Genomic DNA, 16,375 nt, shown 5'->3' with positions numbered 1-16,375 from the left:
AATGCGTCCCATTGTTTAAACTTTATGATTTACATTCAAAATATGTATCTCAACCAAAAAGAGAAAAAAGGAAATTTACGTTTTCCTTACATAGCAAAAACATTACATTTCTCAAGTGACTTTGAAACAAATTTCAAAGAATTATGGCATTCACTTCGCAAACAAATTGCTAACAACCGATATGATTTACAAATTTTTCATGAAGAAAACCATATCTTCTATGAGAAGCTTTTTAACACCCAATTATGTAATGAAGACTCTTTTAAAGAATTAGTATGTAGTTTTCAAGTATGGTGGACTAGCATAGTAGGTCAACTTTCATTAGAACGTTCTGTAGATGAATATGGGCAACAACTTTTTAACGATTTAGTTTTATACTTAAAGCAAAACGAAATAGAACCTTTACAACAGCTACATATTAGCTTACTTTATGACGATTGTTTATTGGTTAAAGAAAACATTTCTTCCTATTCTGCTATTTTGCCGACTAAAACCTTTTTTATAAATTATAGAGATGTGGTTACTACATTATCGACCTGTTTTCATGTTGCTTAATACAGCGATTACTCAAATAAAAAACTGAGGTATCTACCTCAGTTTTTTCGATAACTTATTTCATTAAAGATACCTCTTCAACAAATTCACCAATTTTATTTTGAAAAACATAATCAAAGTTATATTCCTGTCCTGTTAACTCTTCATTTACTAAAATAGTTGTTGCCCCTACTTCTCTCTTTGCGATTTCCGGAAATGAAGCGACAGGTTGTACTTTTAATGACGTTCCCATAACGAGAAGTACATCTGTTTCATATAAACGTTTCATCGCATTTTGATATTGAGGCAGTGTATCTCCGTATAAAACAACGTCTGGATTTAAAATGAAATTACACTTCTGACAACGCGGTACTTCATGATCAATCATATACTGTAAATCATAGCCTGATTTACATTTTGGACAATGTGCTGTTTGAAGTGTTCCATGTAAATCAATGACATGTTTACTGCCACCTAATTGATGTAAACCGTCAATATTTTGCGTTAAAATCGTAATATCTTTCCCTTGTTCTTCTAGCTCAGCTAAAAAACGATGTCCACGATTTGGTTTATATTGATGGAACGTATTAATTTGAAAGATTTCTTTATAATGCTTCCAAAATTCTTTCGGACTTCGGTTATAGTACCCTCTTGATAAGTACATCTCCACATTTGCATCAGCATACAATCCATTTGCTGAACGGAAATCTGGGATACCACTTTCCGTACTTGCACCAGCGCCTGTTAATACTGTAATTTTCTTCGCTTTTTCTAAAATTAAACGTACTTCTTCAAATTGTTGCACAAAAATCACCTCTATGTATTTTCCTATTCTTATTATACCAGTTGTTTACAGGAGGTGTTGTACAATTCATTTTACTTAATGCGTTGCGCCGCCAACCTCTACAATATCTACTTCAACTGTCATCGTTACTTCAATTGCCAATTCTATTCCCTTACTAATAGTAGAAAGTGACATACTCGGTTGCCCTGGATAATTACTCGCTTGTTCTGGTAAAAACGGAATATGAATGAATCCGCCTTTTATTTTCTTATCATGTTTCTCTAATTCATGCATAAGTCCATAGAATAAGTGATTACAAACGAATGTGCCTGCCGTCTGTGAAACAGATGACGGTATGCCCTCTTCGCGAAGTTTTTTTACGATTGCTTTCATCGGAAGTGTAGACCAATACGCAATCGCTCCTTCTTCTACAACCGGTACATCTACTGGCTGATTCCCTTCATTATCAGCAATTCTTGCATCATCAATATTAATTGCGACACGTTCTATCGTAATATCTGGTCTGCCCCCAGCTTGTCCGATACATATAGTAATTTCCGGCCCCAGTTCTTCTATATACTCTTTTAATACGCTTATTGATTTATGAAATACAGTTGGTATTTGTTTGCTTATTATCTTGTATTCTCCAATTGTTTTTTCATGCAAACCTTTTGCTACTTCCCAAGCTGGATTGATATTTTCTCCGCCAAACGGATCAAACCCTGTTAATAATACTGTTTTCATAGTTTTATCCTCCTAATTAAAAACGATATACAAGGCCGTACATAATAAACATATTTATGATAAAAATTGAAAGAGCAATTGGTACTTGCGCTTTAATAACCGCATTTTTATCCTTTAGCTCTAAAAGCATCGCAGGTACGATATTAAAGTTTGCTGCCATTGGCGTAAGCAGTGTTCCGCAATATCCAGCAAACATACCGAGTGCTGCCATAATTGCTGGGTTTCCGCCGTGCATTTGAACTATTAAAGGTAAGCCAATTCCGCCAGTAATAACAGCAAACGCTGCGAATGCATTTCCCATTACGACTGTAAATAGCATCATGCCTAAACAGTACGCCATAACAGCAACGAACGGATACTCTGTCGGTAACACTTGTCCGACTAAATCAGAAACGACTTGTCCAACGCCCGACTTCGCGAAAATACCGCCAAGTGCCGCTAACATTTGTGGTAAAATAACAGCCCAGCCGACAGCTTGTAATAGTCTGCTTCCTTCTTGAACAGGCGTTGTTATTTTCGATTTTGTAATACGCATCGCCGCGACAAATGCGAGTAATGCACCAAGCGCTAATGCAACTAAAGTTACTTTATCTGGATCAACAAGAGAGACATTTCCCCATTTAATTTTCCCTAACGTCAACGTACCGATAATTGTAAAAATAGGAATTAATAGTGCAGGCATAAAAATTTTATTTTTTAATTTCTCAGCATGTTTTACACGTTCTTGTACTGGAACTTCTTTTTCCTCTGATTTTGTCACTTTATTTAGCGAGGCTAAAACGACCATAGCGAGCACGATACAGCCAACGTAAAACGAAGGAATTACATTTCCAAATAAAAATGTAACTGCAAACAATGCCCAAAATAAACTAGAACTGAATCTGTTTGGATGTTCACGATCGAATGCGATACGAACAGCGATAAAAGCAACAATTATCCCTAATACATAATAGATTGTATCCATTGTGATGATGTTCATATTAGATTGCCTCCTTCTCTTCTTTTCCTTCTGCCTTCATTGTTTTCTCTATATATTCATCAAACCTTCTAAATCTAATCCAGCTTACAATAAGTGCAGATATTGCTGTCGGAATGCCCCAAAGTGCCATATCCCATACACCGACATGCATACCTACTGAATCGAAGAATCCTTTCATTAATAAAATAGCACCAGTTGCGATGAAAATATCTTCTCCGAAAAACCAAGCTGTATTTTCCGCAGCAGCTGCGTTTGCTTTAATCTTTTCTCTTAATTTTTCAGGAAGTTTACCGTATTTACCTTGCGCAGCCCCTTCTGCCATCGGTGCAACGAGCGGCCTTACTGTTTGCGCATGCCCACCAATATTAAGCCCTAGTGCTGCTGATGATTCTCTTATCGTAAAATATGACATTAATACTCTTCCAGTTGTTGCTCCTTTTGATTTCGTTATAAGTGCTTCGGCTCTTTCTTTTAAACCGTAACGCTCTAAAATTCCGATTACCGGTAAAGTTAATATAATTGGCATAGACATATATCTATTTTCTATGAAAAATTTACCGAACATGCTGATCACATCATAAAAACTTAATCCTGAAACCATACCAGTAACGATACCTGCAACCATAACTACTAAAAGTGTATTTAATCTAAATAAAAAGCCCACTGCCACTAATAATATCCCGATTAATTTCACCAATTCCAACACTTCCCCTCATTTTTTATTTCGGTGCACATATAGAAATACCATCATGTCCGAATGTTCTGTATATTCTTTCTGCAAATTGCACTGCTTTTTCCCCATCACCGTGTAAACAAATCGTTTGCGCCTGAACTGCTACTTTCTCTCCATTGATCGAATTTACATGGCCTTCTTTCACCATTTGAAGTACTTGCTTTATCGCTTCGTCTTCATCTTTTATAAGCGCATTTTCTTCTGTACGGCTCGTTAATGTACCATCTTGCTTATACGTACGATCCGCAAAAGCCTCTTGTACGAGAGTTACATTGTATTTTTCTGCAGCCTGTATAAACGCCTCGCTATTTGCTAATCCGTAAAGTAATAGACTTGGATTTATATGATAAATTGCCTTTGCGATTGCATCTGCAATTTCCGGATTAGACGCCGCCATATTATATAAGGCACCGTGCGGCTTTACATGATGCATCTTCCCGCCAGCCACTTTTACAAACCCGTCTAATGCGCCGATTTGATATAAAACATAATCGTATACTTCACTTGCTGAAACATTCATGTTTCTTCTACCAAATCCAATTAAATCAGGAAATCCAGGATGCGCCCCTATTGCTACGTTATACTCCAAAGCTTTTTCAACAGTTTGACGCATAATAGACGGATCACCCGCATGAAAACCGCAAGCAACGTTTATAGAGGAAACGAACGGAAGAATTTCATCATCATTCCCCATTTTATAAGCTCCAAAACTTTCTCCTAAATCACAGTTTAAATCGATTGTAGTCACAATGTATTCCTCCTAATTCCAGCTTCGTAAAGCGATGAATTTCTTTAATAGATTCATATTTACTTCCTGTTCTATGTACAATTGTTCCGCTTCTTCAAGCGTAATTTTCTCAAAAGAAACATAGTCCCCCGGCTTTAGCTGGGCAAGAAGAGGTAAATCTACTGAAATGATATTTCCCATTCTCGGATAGCCACCTGTCGTTTGCCTATCTGCCATTAATATAATCGGCTGTCCGCCATTAGGAACTTGAATGGTTCCAAATGTAACAGGACTCGATAAAATCTCTTTTTCTTCAATCCTATTTAAAACTTCTCCCTCAACCCTATAGCCCATACGGTCAGCATAATTAGATACCTTATACTCTTTCGTAAAAAATGCCTTTCTACTTTCTTCTGTAAATTGATCGTATTCAAAGTCAGCTATGACACGAAGCTTAGGATGTTTCTTATACTTTGGTAGTACGCTGTTGCTAATTACCCATTTCGTTTTTATTCGCTCATCTTTTTGTAAGTCTTGAATGAAACGATTCGCCATTTCTGAGTACGTACCAATTTGAAAACAATCTCCTTTTTTCAGCATTCTTCCTTCTATACCACCAATCGCAGCACGTATGTACGTACTTTTGCTTCCCATTGTACCCTCAATATGTATACCACCCGCAAAAGTCACATACGCTCTACAACCACTTTTCACTTTTCCAAAACAAAGCATACTACCTTCTTCCGCTAAAATGGGACGCCATAATGGGATACGTTCTCCATTTAACAACGGTTCCATATCAACCCCACCAATTGCGAGTAAAGTCGTTTTCTTTATTAAAAATTTAGGACCTAAAATCGTCATTTCTAATCCAGCTTCATTCTCTTCATTACCGACTAACATATTGATGAGCCTAAGCGCATTTTTATCCATAGCACCCCCAACAGGTACACCAAACTGTTGATAATAAGATCGCCCTAAATCTTGGACTGTTGTAAACATTCCTGCATGCAAAACTTCTACATCCATTCTTTAGCCCCCTCAAGCGATACGTACTCTTCCTTCGTTATCGGGATAAATCGTAAATACATACCACTTTGAATATATGTTGGTATTTCTTCTTTCGGATTAAATAGAGTAATAGGTGTTCGGCCGATAATATTCCATCCACCTGGTGTTTCAAGCGGATAAATACCTGTTTGATTTCCGCCAATACCTACTGAACCAGGAGAGATTTGTAATCGTGGTGTTTCTTTTCTAGGTGTTTCTAATTCTTTTGATAGTCCTCCTAAATACGGGAACCCTGGTGTAAAACCAAGCATATATACAAAATATGTAGTTTCACTATGTATTCGAATCACATCTTCTACTTGTAAACCGTGATAATGCGCGACCTCTTCTAAATCAGGTCCATATTCTCCCCCGTAGCACACTGGTATAGAAATATGTTTCATATCCTGTTTTACTTCTTCTTTATAAGAATCACACAGCTCCTTTATATACTGGCGAACGTAATCATATGACCTTTCACTTCTCTCATTTCTCTTCCATACTTCGTATACATTGTAGTAAACAGCTAATGAAGTAAACGACGGAACACACTCAATCATTCCTGCAAACGGATGTTGCTGCAGTGCTTTAAATAACCGCTGTACTTTCTCATATATACCCATCTTAATTTCTTCACCAAATGTAACAATAATTGCTTGATCCCCTAACGCAGAAAATTTCATCCTACTCCCTCTTTCTATGCCAAAAAGCCGAGTTCTTTCGAAATGCGATGCGCTGTTTCTTTCACCTTCGCAATAAAATATGAAATGTTACTTTCGCTGTACTCAATTGCTAATCCTGAAATACTAATGCCTGCTACAACCGTTCCATCGCTCGCGAAAATGGGTGCTGCTATCGCGGCTGTATGATTTTCTAACTCAGAATAACTAATTGTGTAGCCTTCCTTTTTTGCCATTTGCAACACTTCTAACAATTGTTCCTTATCCACGATCGTACCATCTGCAAACTGTTTTAAATCCACTTCCTCTATGTATCTCCGTTTCTCTTCCTCAGAGAAATACGATAGTAAAATTCTTGGACATGCACCAGCATAAAGCGGTGCTCTTCTTCCAACCGCCGTATACACGCGTACCGGCTGAACACCCTCCATCTTTTCAACGTAAATTGCGTCATTACCATCTTGAATTATTAAATTAACTGCCTGTCCTAAACTATCTCTAAGTTCTTTCATATAAGGAATTGCTATATTTCTTACTGATAATCGTTGTGAAACAAGTTGACCGAACCGTAAAAATACGACCCCTAAACGATATTTCCCCTTTTCGTTTTTTTGTAAAAACGCCATCTCTTCTAACGAGCCAATTAAACGATAAACAGATGTTTTCGGCATATTTGTAAGCCGAACCATCTCAGTTAAACTTAGCTCTTCATGCTCATAAAACAACTCTAAAATATCCATTGTCTTAACTGCCGTTTTATTTATACTCATTCTATCTCCCTTTCGTTCCAAATTACGGAACTTAAATTCCATTTTTCGAAACAAACATATAATTTAAAATTATAAAATATTCTTTCAATTCAATCAATAGATTTTAAGCAAATAAAAAAGTATGGAAGAATATCTCTCCCATACTTCACCACACTTTATAACGCTCTTACTTGTTCCAACGGCCAGAAAACAGCTTGTCCTTTTCCGACAATTTCATCTTCTGAAATAAAGCCAAACATGCGACCATCCTTAGAAACTTCACGATTATCCCCTAAAACAAATACTTGGCCTTCTGGCACTTTTGTTTTCCCAGTGATTTGTTCTAACGTAAAGTCTGGAGTTAATACACGACCTACTGCTTTTTCTTTAAACTTTTTTAAATATGGTTCTTCCATCGCTTTTCCGTTTACATATAAAACATCATTTTTATACTCAACTGTATCGCCTGGCAAACCAATTACTCGTTTTACTAAATCGTATCCTTCTTTTCCGTGGAAGACGATAATATCAAAGCGATCTAATCCACTTATACTATAACCAATCTTATTCACGAGAACTCGTTCGTTATTTTTTAAAGTGGGCATCATTGATTCACCTTGCACTAAAGAAGGTGTAAATAAAACACCGCGAATAATAGCAATTAATACAAGGGTAAAACCTATCGTTTTAGCCCAAGAGAATAATTCTTTCTTCGTATTTTCCTTCATCGTTTCTCCTCTTTCTTAAGCACTTATTTTATTATTTCAACTAATTCTTGTACTAAATTAGGACCTATTTCAGAAAAACATGATTTTCCTTCTCTTACCGCTGTACCGACATGCGCCTGCGTGATTCCAGTTTCATCTAGCAATCGCTTTATATTTTCTTTCGTCACGCCAGCTCCAGCTACAAGCTGAATTTGACCATCGCTTACCTTTTGCATTTCTGTAAGCACCGGAATATTCTCTACTATATTTCCTTGTCCACCTGAAGTTAAAACGTGAGTCACTTTATGAAACTTCTTTAAAGTTCTCATCGCTTCTACTGGATTTTCTATATCATCTATCGCACGGTGGTACGTTACATTTATTCCATCTACAACAGATAGTAAGTCCGCTAATTTCTCTTCATCCACTTCATTTCGTTCATTTAATACGCCTAATACTACACCAGCTGCTCCTAACTTCTGTGCAACTATAATATCTTCTTTCATCATTTCAATTTCTTCTTCCGTATATGTAAAAGACTTCGCATGCGGACGAATCATAACATGAATTGGTATACTTACCGCTTCTACCGCTTTTTTTATAAAAGCATAACTCGGTGTTAAACCACCTTCTGTATAAGATGAAATTAATTCAATCCGCTTCCCGCCAGCGCTTTCAATTCGTTTTACATCTTCTAAACATGTTGCAATAACCTCTAGCATGAGATGACCTCTTTTCGTGCTTTTTTCTTATTATAACATTAGTAAAAATAAGAAGCCTAGCTTTCTCCTTTAAAACTTAAAAAAGAAGAATGAAAAGAAAGATTTTTTTATTGGCAACAATTATTGGTAACATCCTATTATTCATGTACACTCCTACCATAATGAAAAAACCCGTCATTTTGACGGACTTTTCTAATTTCAAGCTTTTCTTTCCTCAGTTTTCATATCAATGCCTAATTGATCTTCCAATAACTTTACACCTTTCTTTGTAAGATAGACAGCTCGGTTCTTATCCGTTTTTGTAATCCATTCCTGTTCAAAAAATAGTTTTGCTATTGCAGATCCTAACCAACCGGCAATATGGTAGCGTCGTTCACTCCAATCAAGGCAAGGTTTTGCAAATACCCTCCTTTTTGTATCTGCCTCATCAACATTTATTCCAAAATTCAGAAACCATTGCTTACCTTGTTCCGTTACAATGTATTCTCCATCCTCTAAAATTATAAATTGCCTATCTAGTAATTTTTCAGTTATCTCTACACCGAGTTTGCCTGCAAGATGATCATAACAAGTTCGAGCATAACGAATTTGTTTTAGTTGGCTTGATTGTTTTAAAGAGCGAACTTGAACTGTTGGTGCAATTGTCCCTAACTTTTCAAGCACTTCTGCAACTTCTTGATTAGCAAGTCGATAGTAACGATGTCTACCATGTTGTTCAACTGTAAGTAAATTCCCTTCTACTAATTTAGAAAGATGCGAACTAATTGTTGGATGTGACACTTTTGCCATATAAGCCAATTCACTAGCAGGTAGTGCCTGATTATTCATTAGACAATCTAATATGATTGCTCTTGTAGGTTCAGCAATTAGTTTAGCTATATATGAGATATTCGGATATACATTCATATTTCGATGATACCCTAACTATTAAATTGATACAATTATTTTAAGTTTAATAGTAAAGGAGAATGTATTATGAATGCAATTGATCTTAGTATATTAAATTTGAAAGAAACGAGAAGGCGCTCAGAAAAATTATGGAATTCTCTTCCTAATAATTTTCTTAATTGGAAGCCTGATCCTGAGGCTATGTCTTTTGGTGAGATGATTCGTCATGTATGGAGTTCAACTTTTTACTACCATATGATTATAAAAAGCAACGGTTCAATAAACGACATACGTATCCCGTATGATGACGAGCCGATTACTTGTGTAAAAAAAGAAATTGAATTGGCACAATCATACTTTACTGACTTCATAGAATATATTCAATCGATAAGCATAGCCGAGCTAGATTCAAGACTTATTGATAGAAGCGATGTTGGCTATCAACGATATTTAGGCGATATGCTATTACGAATTGCCTATCATGATGCGGTCCATGCAGGTCAATTTTTACAATATTTACGAACGGTAAACTTAGAAAGACCATTAATTTGGGATTAAATACGAAAAATGTTTATACAGCCTCCAAACTGGCATTACAATAAGAATTTTTCAGCAAGAAACAATCACAAAACCATGATAATCATTTATATTAAAAACCTACATCTCAACTAAGTACTTCATACACATAAAAAGCACGGGTTTGATTACTAATCAAACCCGTGCTTTCAAAACAACTATAATATCCATAAACAATAAAATGTAAGCTTTAAAAACTACGACCGAAACGCCGCATCCGCCAGCATAGACAATGTTGCATCATCCATCGGTGGATTATGCAGTCCTGCTCTGACGTTTAAATAGTAACGATGGAGCGGATTTTTTTCTGATAAACTTTTTGCTCCTACGATGCGCATCGATTTATCCACTATAGATATCGCCGCATTTGTTACAGCATATTTCACGGCTGCTAATTCTACTTGCAGTGATAGTTTATCTTCTGCCTCATCGTACTTTTTCGCAATTTGATATAAAAAGACGCGAGCTTGCATAAGCTCGAGTTCTAATTCTCCAACTAATCTTCTAACATTCGGCAATAAACTAATAGAATGGTTTAAACTGTTTGGCTTGTATGATTCCGCAAATTGAACTGCATAATTTCTTGCTGATTGTGCAATTCCTAAATAACATGCTGGTATATGTAGCAACCAGCCAACACCCTTTTGTTTTACTTTCCCGCCTTTTATATCTGTAAAAAAGCGACTTTCTATCTCTACATTTTGTAAGACAAGGTCGTGGCTAGCAGTCCCTCGCATTGCAACGCTATCCCACGTTTCTTCAATAGATACACCGAGTGTATTTCTTGGAATAACAAACTCACCAACTTCTTCTTGGCCTTCCATACTTGCTGAAATAATAAAATAATCAAGTACTGGTGCCATCGTTGTAAAAGTTTTTCTTCCATTTATAACCCACTTCTCGCCTTGTTGAACCGCTATTGTTTCTGGTTTGCCGCCACGCGTCGGACTCCCTGTTTTCGGTTCTGTTGCTGCCCTGTTAAAGAGCGCACCATTACGTACTTCTTCGCAAAACCATTTGAACATCTCATCATTCCAAGAGCGATTTTCCGCTAGCTCTTTCACAATGCCAAGATGCCAGCCAATCGATAATGCAGTAGCTCCGCAGCCTTCCGCGATTTTCTCTTGAAATAAAACAAAGTCATATAAAGAAATCGCACTACCACCAAATTCCTTCGGTAACGTTAATTTCGTATATCCGATATCTTTCAAATCATTTATATTTTCATACGGAAATGATCCCAATTCACTTAGCTGATGCTCCCTTTCCATGAACTTCGGAATCAATTTATTTATTTGTGCAATAATGAAAGATTGTTCTTCTGTTTCAACAAATGAGAGTGCCATACTATAATCTCCTTTATGTTCGATTCATCAACCGCTCACTTTTTCATTATGATTATATGAAGCTACCTCTCTATTGTTTCACTATTCCGATAAAAATACAATGTTTTTGACTAATAAGAAAAGTTCCTATTTAAGGATAGGTTCTTTTCTTATGTTAATCTCCCTTCAATGCCTTTAATGGCAAAGAGGTTACATATCCAATATACGAGAATAATTCTTTAAAAAAGAATGGAATTTCTGTGTCTAACGTTTTATATGCTGATGTCGGCGTTGGTGAAGCATACGCTTCAATATTAATATGTTTTGCAATTCTCATTGCGCGTTTCATATGAAGTGGATCACTTACAATCGTGTATGTGCGTATTCCGTTCTCTATTCCAACTTGCTTCGCATTTTTTAAATTTTCTTCAGTGAAAAGGGATTTAGTTTCAATTAAAATATCTTCCTCTTTTACACCTTGTTTCATTGCATATACTCTTGCAGTACGTGCTTCCTCAAGTTCTGCCTCGAACTTTGTACCACCTGTAAAAATAATCTTTTTAATATTTCCGTTCTTATATAAAGAAATCGCATGATTAATTCTTTCTTTAAATACAGGAGATGGTTTTCCGTTCCATGAAGCTGCTCCTAGTACGATACCAGCATCCGTTTTCACGTCATCATTTGCTTTAAAACGATAACTCCAAATATCGTAAGCTGCATAACTTACATATAAAATAGCAGAACAAATCATTAGTAAAAATACTTGAAAGATTCGTCTTTTCTTACTCTTCTTATTTTCTTTCATTTGTAATTGCCTCCGTACATCATCCATACTTCTATAAAAAACATTTATATCAAATCGTTTTGTTTGAGTTTATTTAAAAGAAGGAACTTTACTTGTTATTTATGTATAAAAGGGTTTTCATTTAAAATTGAGGATTATCAATTCATTTTCATTTGCGGTTTTCATTACATTTTTTAAATTCATAAGTTTATTACCATACAACTACATTGTAACGAATTTTTTCTCAGAAGGGAACGATGAAACAAAAGGAATTAAAATAAAGTAGCATTTTGTAAGAAAAAAGGTATATTTTTCATGTCTCACGAACAATATACCTTTCAAAACACGAATTATAACTTTTCTTTATACAACTCTAATTTTTCTAACAATTGTTCTTTTACGCCTGGCCATTCACTCGAGATAATACTGTACACCACCGCATCTCTCACATAACCATTCGGTAATTTTCTTTCATTTCTAAGCACACCTTCTTTTAATGCGCCTAATCTTTCAATTGCTCGTTGTGCTTTTTCATTTCTTGCATCCGTCTTAATTTGTACCCTAAGCATATGCAGTTTTTCAAAAGCATACTGAAGAAGCATATACTTACACTCTGTATTTATACTCGTACGTTGTACACTCGGATGATACCACGTTTGCCCTAACTCAACTGTCTTATCTTCTACTGAAATATTATATAAACGTGTACTTCCTACAATCTTATTCGACTGTTGATCTACGGTTACGAAAGGTATTTGATTACCTCTTCCGTAGCCCTTTATCGCTTTTTGAACGTATTGTTGCATATCTTGCACACTATCCATTTTAGAGATTAAATACGCCCAAATATCCCGATTTCCTTCTACAATCGAAAACAAAGTTTCGACATCAGTATTATCCATTAACCGCAACTTTGCTCTTTCGTGAATAATTTCCATTTTTAAGCCCCCTTTGCTGTTACTATATCATAAGAATCAAAAACGTATTATAAGAATAAAAAAATATAACAAAAAGAATTCTTTTCAAATATATTCTTCTCGTATAAGGTAGGAAGACCCATCAGTAACCCTTAAAAAATAATTTTTTGATAATTTCCAATAAATTCTATATAATGATAAACGGGAGGGGATAAAAAATGCTAGATCAAATTACTTGGGGAACGCCAGGCAGCTTATTATGCTTAGGGTTCTTTTTTGCGGGACTAGGAATCTTCTTAAGAAGCGTTACGTCGTATACGAAAAATAAATAAGAATATCCCGCTTTCAAACAAAAAAAGCCCTCTTTTTACAGACGGCTTCTTTTGTTTAACTTTATCTTATTAAAACTTCAAAGCAATAAATAAGCAATCGGCGTAATAATAAGTAACGTTAAAATCGTTCTCTGCACATATAAAATAATAAGTTCAGATACTTTTAATGGAATATCTGTTGATAATATACAAGGAATGGAAGCGGAGAAAAACAAAATAGATGATACGGAAACAACTGCAATAACAAACTTTGTCACAATTGGTGCACTTACTACTAATAATGACGGTAAAAACATTTCTGCAATACCAACTGATGCGGCTTTAGCGGCTAAGTCTGCTTCTGGTAATTGTAATAGCCATGTAAACGGATAGAAAATATAACTGATCCAATCAAATATTGGCGTAAACTTCGCTAAGACGATACCAATTAATCCTACTGACATAATGGATGGTAAAATTCCCATTGTCATAATAAATCCGTCTTTTAAATTTAATGCAATATTTTTCATAATGCTCGGTGCAGACTTTGATACTTCTAACGCATCTTCCCAAGCACGTCCTAACATTTTCTCTTTATAAACAGGCTCTGGGAACCCTTCTTCTGTTACATATGTATCTGGTTTTCTACTGAGGGGCGGGATTCTTACGGTGATAGCAGTCACGATGAATGTTACAACAAGTGTAGTCCAAAAATAAACATTCCATAAATGCATAATATCTAATGTTTTTGCGATGATGATCATAAATGTAGCGGATACTGTAGAAAATCCTGTAGCGATAATCGCCGCTTCTTTTGTCGTATACTTTCCTTCTTTATACACGCGATTCGTAATAAGGAGAGCAAGCGAATAACTTCCAACGAAGGACGCAACTGCGTCGATTGCCGATCTCCCCGGCGTATTCCATAATGGCCTCATAATCGGCCGACAAAATGTACCGATAAATTCAAGCAATCCATATCCGACTAATAACGCTAAAAACGCCGAGCCAATTGGAACGAGCAAACTTACTGATATGACTAGCTTCTCATACAAAAACGGTCCAACATCTGGCGCAAAGAACCAAGCTGGTCCTACTTTTAAACAATATAATATGCCAAATACAACGCCAACTACTTTTAAAATAGAAAAACAAATGTCTACGATAGATGCATTCCATTTCTTCGTATAAAATGGATAAATCGCACCAATCGCCATAACGAACAATGCATAATAAGGTACTACGCCTGGAACCGAAGCCCTAATCCACGATACGATATGATCAATCATAATAGACGATGCACCGTTTATCGTAACAGGAACGAAAAACATAAACACTCCAACGAGACTAGCAAGTATAAACCGAAGAATAATCCCCTTCTCTCGCCCTGTCTTAATTACATTACTCTTTAATTCAATTTCACTCAAAATTCGACACCTCCTATTATCTAAATATTCTGTATAATTATGTTATATTCCTTCTTTCCATTTCTACTATTTAATCATATGAAAAAGCCTATTTTAAAATAGGCTTTTCTATTCCCTCTCATAATCATCCACAATCACTTGAATGATACGATACGATTCTTCTGCTACTTTTTCATTACTATCCCTATTCGTATCATATGTAATTAACGCCTTCCAAAGTGCCCATCCTCTTGCTCTATTCCACGTTTCTTCATCCATGCGTAATACTTCATTAAATACATTTCTACTATTTTCATCAAAAAACGTCCACGCCATCGCCGCATCACAAGCAGGATCTCCTACACCTAAAATACCAAAATCAATTACAGCACAAAGTTTTCCCTCTTTAACGAGTAAATTCCCCGGTGCTACATCTCCATGAATCCAAACTGGCTTACGGTCCCATGTTGAACTAAGTGCTACATTCCAAAGGTGCTTTAATAATGCCTCGTCAAAAACATCCTTATTATTTTCAATAGCAACTCTCGCCTCTTCATCATATACAGATATAAGTCCGCCTCGGTAAAAATTATGTGTTCCAGCTAAAGGTCCGTTACTCGCATTGATAGATTGCAATTCTACTAAAAAAGATCCTAAGTCCGCCGCAAATTCATTTAAATCCCGAACGTTTTGTTTCGTAACTGTTTCTCCCTCTATCCACTTATTAATAGACCAAGGCAATGGATACGCTTCAGACGGATTTCCTTTCGCAAGTGGGGTAGAAATCGGTAAAGAAAGCCCCTTACTTAATATAGGAAGCCAACTATTTTCTTTCTCTACTTGCGGTGCATATGCCGCATCACTTGGCAATCTTACACTCATCTCATACCCTAAGTGAAACGTCCTATTATCATGCCCACTAAACTTTACAGGTTTCACTTCTAAATGGGCCCATTCGGGAAACTGTTCCTGTATTAACTTTTCAACTAAACTTACGTTAATTGGATGCATTCACATTCTCCTTTTCTTTTGAAACTTACTAAGCCCATCCGTACTTCCAACATATTCAAAACCATTTTTCTTATAAAAATCATTTAACGTACGATTATGCCCCACGCAATCTAACTTCAAATACTCTTTGTCATGTTGCACATTCTCTTCTATCCACTGTAAAATCCATTCTCCAATTCCGTTCCCCTTATACTTCCGTTTCACCGCAAATCTATGAATATATAATGAATTAGAAACTTCCTCTTTACCAAAAATATGTTCATCCCATTCATTTTGTTTAGGAGAAACTGTAATCGTACCAACTATTTCATCTTCTTTCATAACAATATACGTATATTTCTCTCTTATACATTCTAGTATTTCAGCCGTAGCTTCCTCTCCTAAAAGATACTGCCACTGATCCACTTCTTTATATTGTAGCCATTGTGCTACTTCTTTTAATAAAAGGATAATACTATCACTTTCATTTTCAGTAGCAATTCGAATTGCATATTCTTTACTTATATTGCTCTCCATATTGCCTTTCCCCTTTCAAATTGCTACCATACTGACAAACGAGTCCTTCCATCATTTTCATCTGTAATATATTCTACATAAAATCCTTGATTCACTGCGTTTTCATACATCATTTCAATCTCTTCTTGGTTTTTCGCATAAATTTGTATATACTCACCATCCGCTACTAATACGACTACTTCACACTTACTCTCCTTAAATTCTTCAAATGTTGCAATTTCTCCTAGTA

20 protein-coding genes are annotated in these 16,375 nt (G+C 35.9%); 2 read left to right on the top strand and 18 right to left on the bottom strand.

What is annotated here, in order from left to right; translation table 11 throughout:
* Window positions 1-555: hypothetical protein (locus tag ACQGSG_RS19890; RefSeq protein ID WP_426947890.1), on the top strand; the 555-nt coding region annotated here is incomplete at its 5' end.
* Between the two features lie 55 nt (window positions 556-610).
* Here ACQGSG_RS19890 and ACQGSG_RS19885 read toward each other — a convergent pair.
* The 11 genes from ACQGSG_RS19885 to ACQGSG_RS19835 all read right to left on the bottom strand — a co-directional run bounded on the left by ACQGSG_RS19885 (window position 611) and on the right by ACQGSG_RS19835 (window position 9,315).
* Window positions 611-1,339 carry an NAD-dependent protein deacylase gene (locus tag ACQGSG_RS19885; RefSeq protein WP_214632041.1) on the bottom strand — a complete coding sequence of 243 codons (729 nt, stop codon included), beginning with the start codon at window positions 1,337-1,339 and terminating at the stop codon, window positions 611-613.
* Window positions 1,340-1,414: 75 nt separating this feature from the next.
* Window positions 1,415-2,062 carry a pyroglutamyl-peptidase I gene (gene pcp, locus ACQGSG_RS19880; protein ID WP_214632042.1) on the bottom strand — a complete coding sequence of 216 codons (648 nt, stop codon included), beginning with the start codon at window positions 2,060-2,062 and terminating at the stop codon, window positions 1,415-1,417.
* A gap of 16 nt (window positions 2,063-2,078) precedes the next feature.
* Window positions 2,079-3,041, bottom strand: coding sequence for a DUF979 domain-containing protein (locus ACQGSG_RS19875; protein WP_325843158.1), 963 nt, complete (start codon window positions 3,039-3,041; stop codon window positions 2,079-2,081).
* 1 nt (window position 3,042) lies between these two features.
* Window positions 3,043-3,738, bottom strand: a complete 696-nt coding sequence (locus ACQGSG_RS19870; protein ID WP_214632053.1) for a DUF969 domain-containing protein — start codon at window positions 3,736-3,738, stop codon at window positions 3,043-3,045.
* A 22-nt stretch (window positions 3,739-3,760) separates the two neighbouring features.
* Entirely contained in the window at window positions 3,761-4,522 is a 762-nt protein-coding gene (pxpA, locus tag ACQGSG_RS19865) for a 5-oxoprolinase subunit PxpA (RefSeq protein WP_016110256.1), read from the bottom strand.
* A 12-nt stretch (window positions 4,523-4,534) separates the two neighbouring features.
* Window positions 4,535-5,530, bottom strand: a complete 996-nt coding sequence (locus ACQGSG_RS19860; protein ID WP_325843160.1) for a biotin-dependent carboxyltransferase family protein — start codon at window positions 5,528-5,530, stop codon at window positions 4,535-4,537.
* Window positions 5,521-6,234, bottom strand: coding sequence for a 5-oxoprolinase subunit PxpB (pxpB, locus tag ACQGSG_RS19855; protein WP_098395856.1), 714 nt, complete (start codon window positions 6,232-6,234; stop codon window positions 5,521-5,523). Before pxpB ends, ACQGSG_RS19860 begins: the two co-directional genes overlap by 10 nt.
* 14 nt (window positions 6,235-6,248) lie before the next feature.
* Window positions 6,249-7,001: an IclR family transcriptional regulator gene (locus ACQGSG_RS19850; RefSeq protein ID WP_086410315.1), complete on the bottom strand. Its 753-nt coding sequence runs from the start codon at window positions 6,999-7,001 to the stop codon at window positions 6,249-6,251.
* 155 nt (window positions 7,002-7,156) lie between these two features.
* Entirely contained in the window at window positions 7,157-7,708 is a 552-nt protein-coding gene (gene lepB, locus ACQGSG_RS19845; RefSeq protein ID WP_000662498.1) for a signal peptidase I, read from the bottom strand.
* 23 nt (window positions 7,709-7,731) lie between these two features.
* Window positions 7,732-8,409 (bottom strand): copper homeostasis protein CutC, encoded by a 678-nt coding sequence (locus tag ACQGSG_RS19840; RefSeq protein WP_214632044.1) that lies wholly within the window; start codon window positions 8,407-8,409, stop codon window positions 7,732-7,734.
* A gap of 198 nt (window positions 8,410-8,607) precedes the next feature.
* A complete protein-coding gene (locus ACQGSG_RS19835; protein WP_048568577.1) occupies window positions 8,608-9,315 on the bottom strand; it encodes an ArsR/SmtB family transcription factor in 708 nt (235 codons plus the stop codon).
* Window positions 9,316-9,384: 69 nt separating this feature from the next.
* Between ACQGSG_RS19835 and ACQGSG_RS19830 the strand changes: the two genes are divergently transcribed.
* Window positions 9,385-9,855 carry a DinB family protein gene (locus ACQGSG_RS19830; protein ID WP_214632045.1) on the top strand — a complete coding sequence of 157 codons (471 nt, stop codon included), beginning with the start codon at window positions 9,385-9,387 and terminating at the stop codon, window positions 9,853-9,855.
* A gap of 215 nt (window positions 9,856-10,070) precedes the next feature.
* Here the strand turns inward: ACQGSG_RS19830 and ACQGSG_RS19825 are convergent, their stop codons facing one another.
* The 7 genes from ACQGSG_RS19825 to ACQGSG_RS19795 form a co-directional block, all read right to left on the bottom strand.
* Window positions 10,071-11,219, bottom strand: a complete 1,149-nt coding sequence (locus ACQGSG_RS19825) for an acyl-CoA dehydrogenase family protein (protein ID WP_030026310.1) — start codon at window positions 11,217-11,219, stop codon at window positions 10,071-10,073.
* Window positions 11,220-11,373: 154 nt separating this feature from the next.
* The gene (locus ACQGSG_RS19820) at window positions 11,374-12,006 is read right to left on the bottom strand and encodes a YdcF family protein (RefSeq protein WP_000662216.1); all 633 of its coding nucleotides are present in this window, start codon (window positions 12,004-12,006) and stop codon (window positions 11,374-11,376) included.
* Window positions 12,007-12,335: 329 nt separating this feature from the next.
* The gene (locus ACQGSG_RS19815; protein WP_000402583.1) at window positions 12,336-12,923 is read right to left on the bottom strand and encodes a GNAT family N-acetyltransferase; all 588 of its coding nucleotides are present in this window, start codon (window positions 12,921-12,923) and stop codon (window positions 12,336-12,338) included.
* A gap of 388 nt (window positions 12,924-13,311) precedes the next feature.
* Window positions 13,312-14,640: a YjiH family protein gene (locus ACQGSG_RS19810; RefSeq protein WP_098202906.1), complete on the bottom strand. Its 1,329-nt coding sequence runs from the start codon at window positions 14,638-14,640 to the stop codon at window positions 13,312-13,314.
* Window positions 14,641-14,748: 108 nt separating this feature from the next.
* Window positions 14,749-15,630: an aminoglycoside phosphotransferase family protein gene (locus ACQGSG_RS19805; protein ID WP_325843165.1), complete on the bottom strand. Its 882-nt coding sequence runs from the start codon at window positions 15,628-15,630 to the stop codon at window positions 14,749-14,751.
* Complete coding sequence (locus ACQGSG_RS19800) at window positions 15,631-16,146, bottom strand: GNAT family N-acetyltransferase (protein ID WP_061655644.1); 516 nt, start codon at window positions 16,144-16,146, stop codon at window positions 15,631-15,633.
* A gap of 23 nt (window positions 16,147-16,169) precedes the next feature.
* The coding region (locus ACQGSG_RS19795) for a DUF2691 family protein (protein ID WP_426947882.1) at window positions 16,170-16,375 on the bottom strand (206 nt) is incomplete at its 5' end.

The sequence above is a fragment of the Bacillus sp. GMa5/1 genome (genome assembly GCF_050172015.1).
GTDB classification, from domain to species: domain Bacteria; phylum Bacillota; class Bacilli; order Bacillales; family Bacillaceae_G; genus Bacillus_A; species Bacillus_A cereus.
Note: the sequence above shows the minus strand (reverse complement) of the source record. Positions and strands in the feature narration are given on the sequence as shown.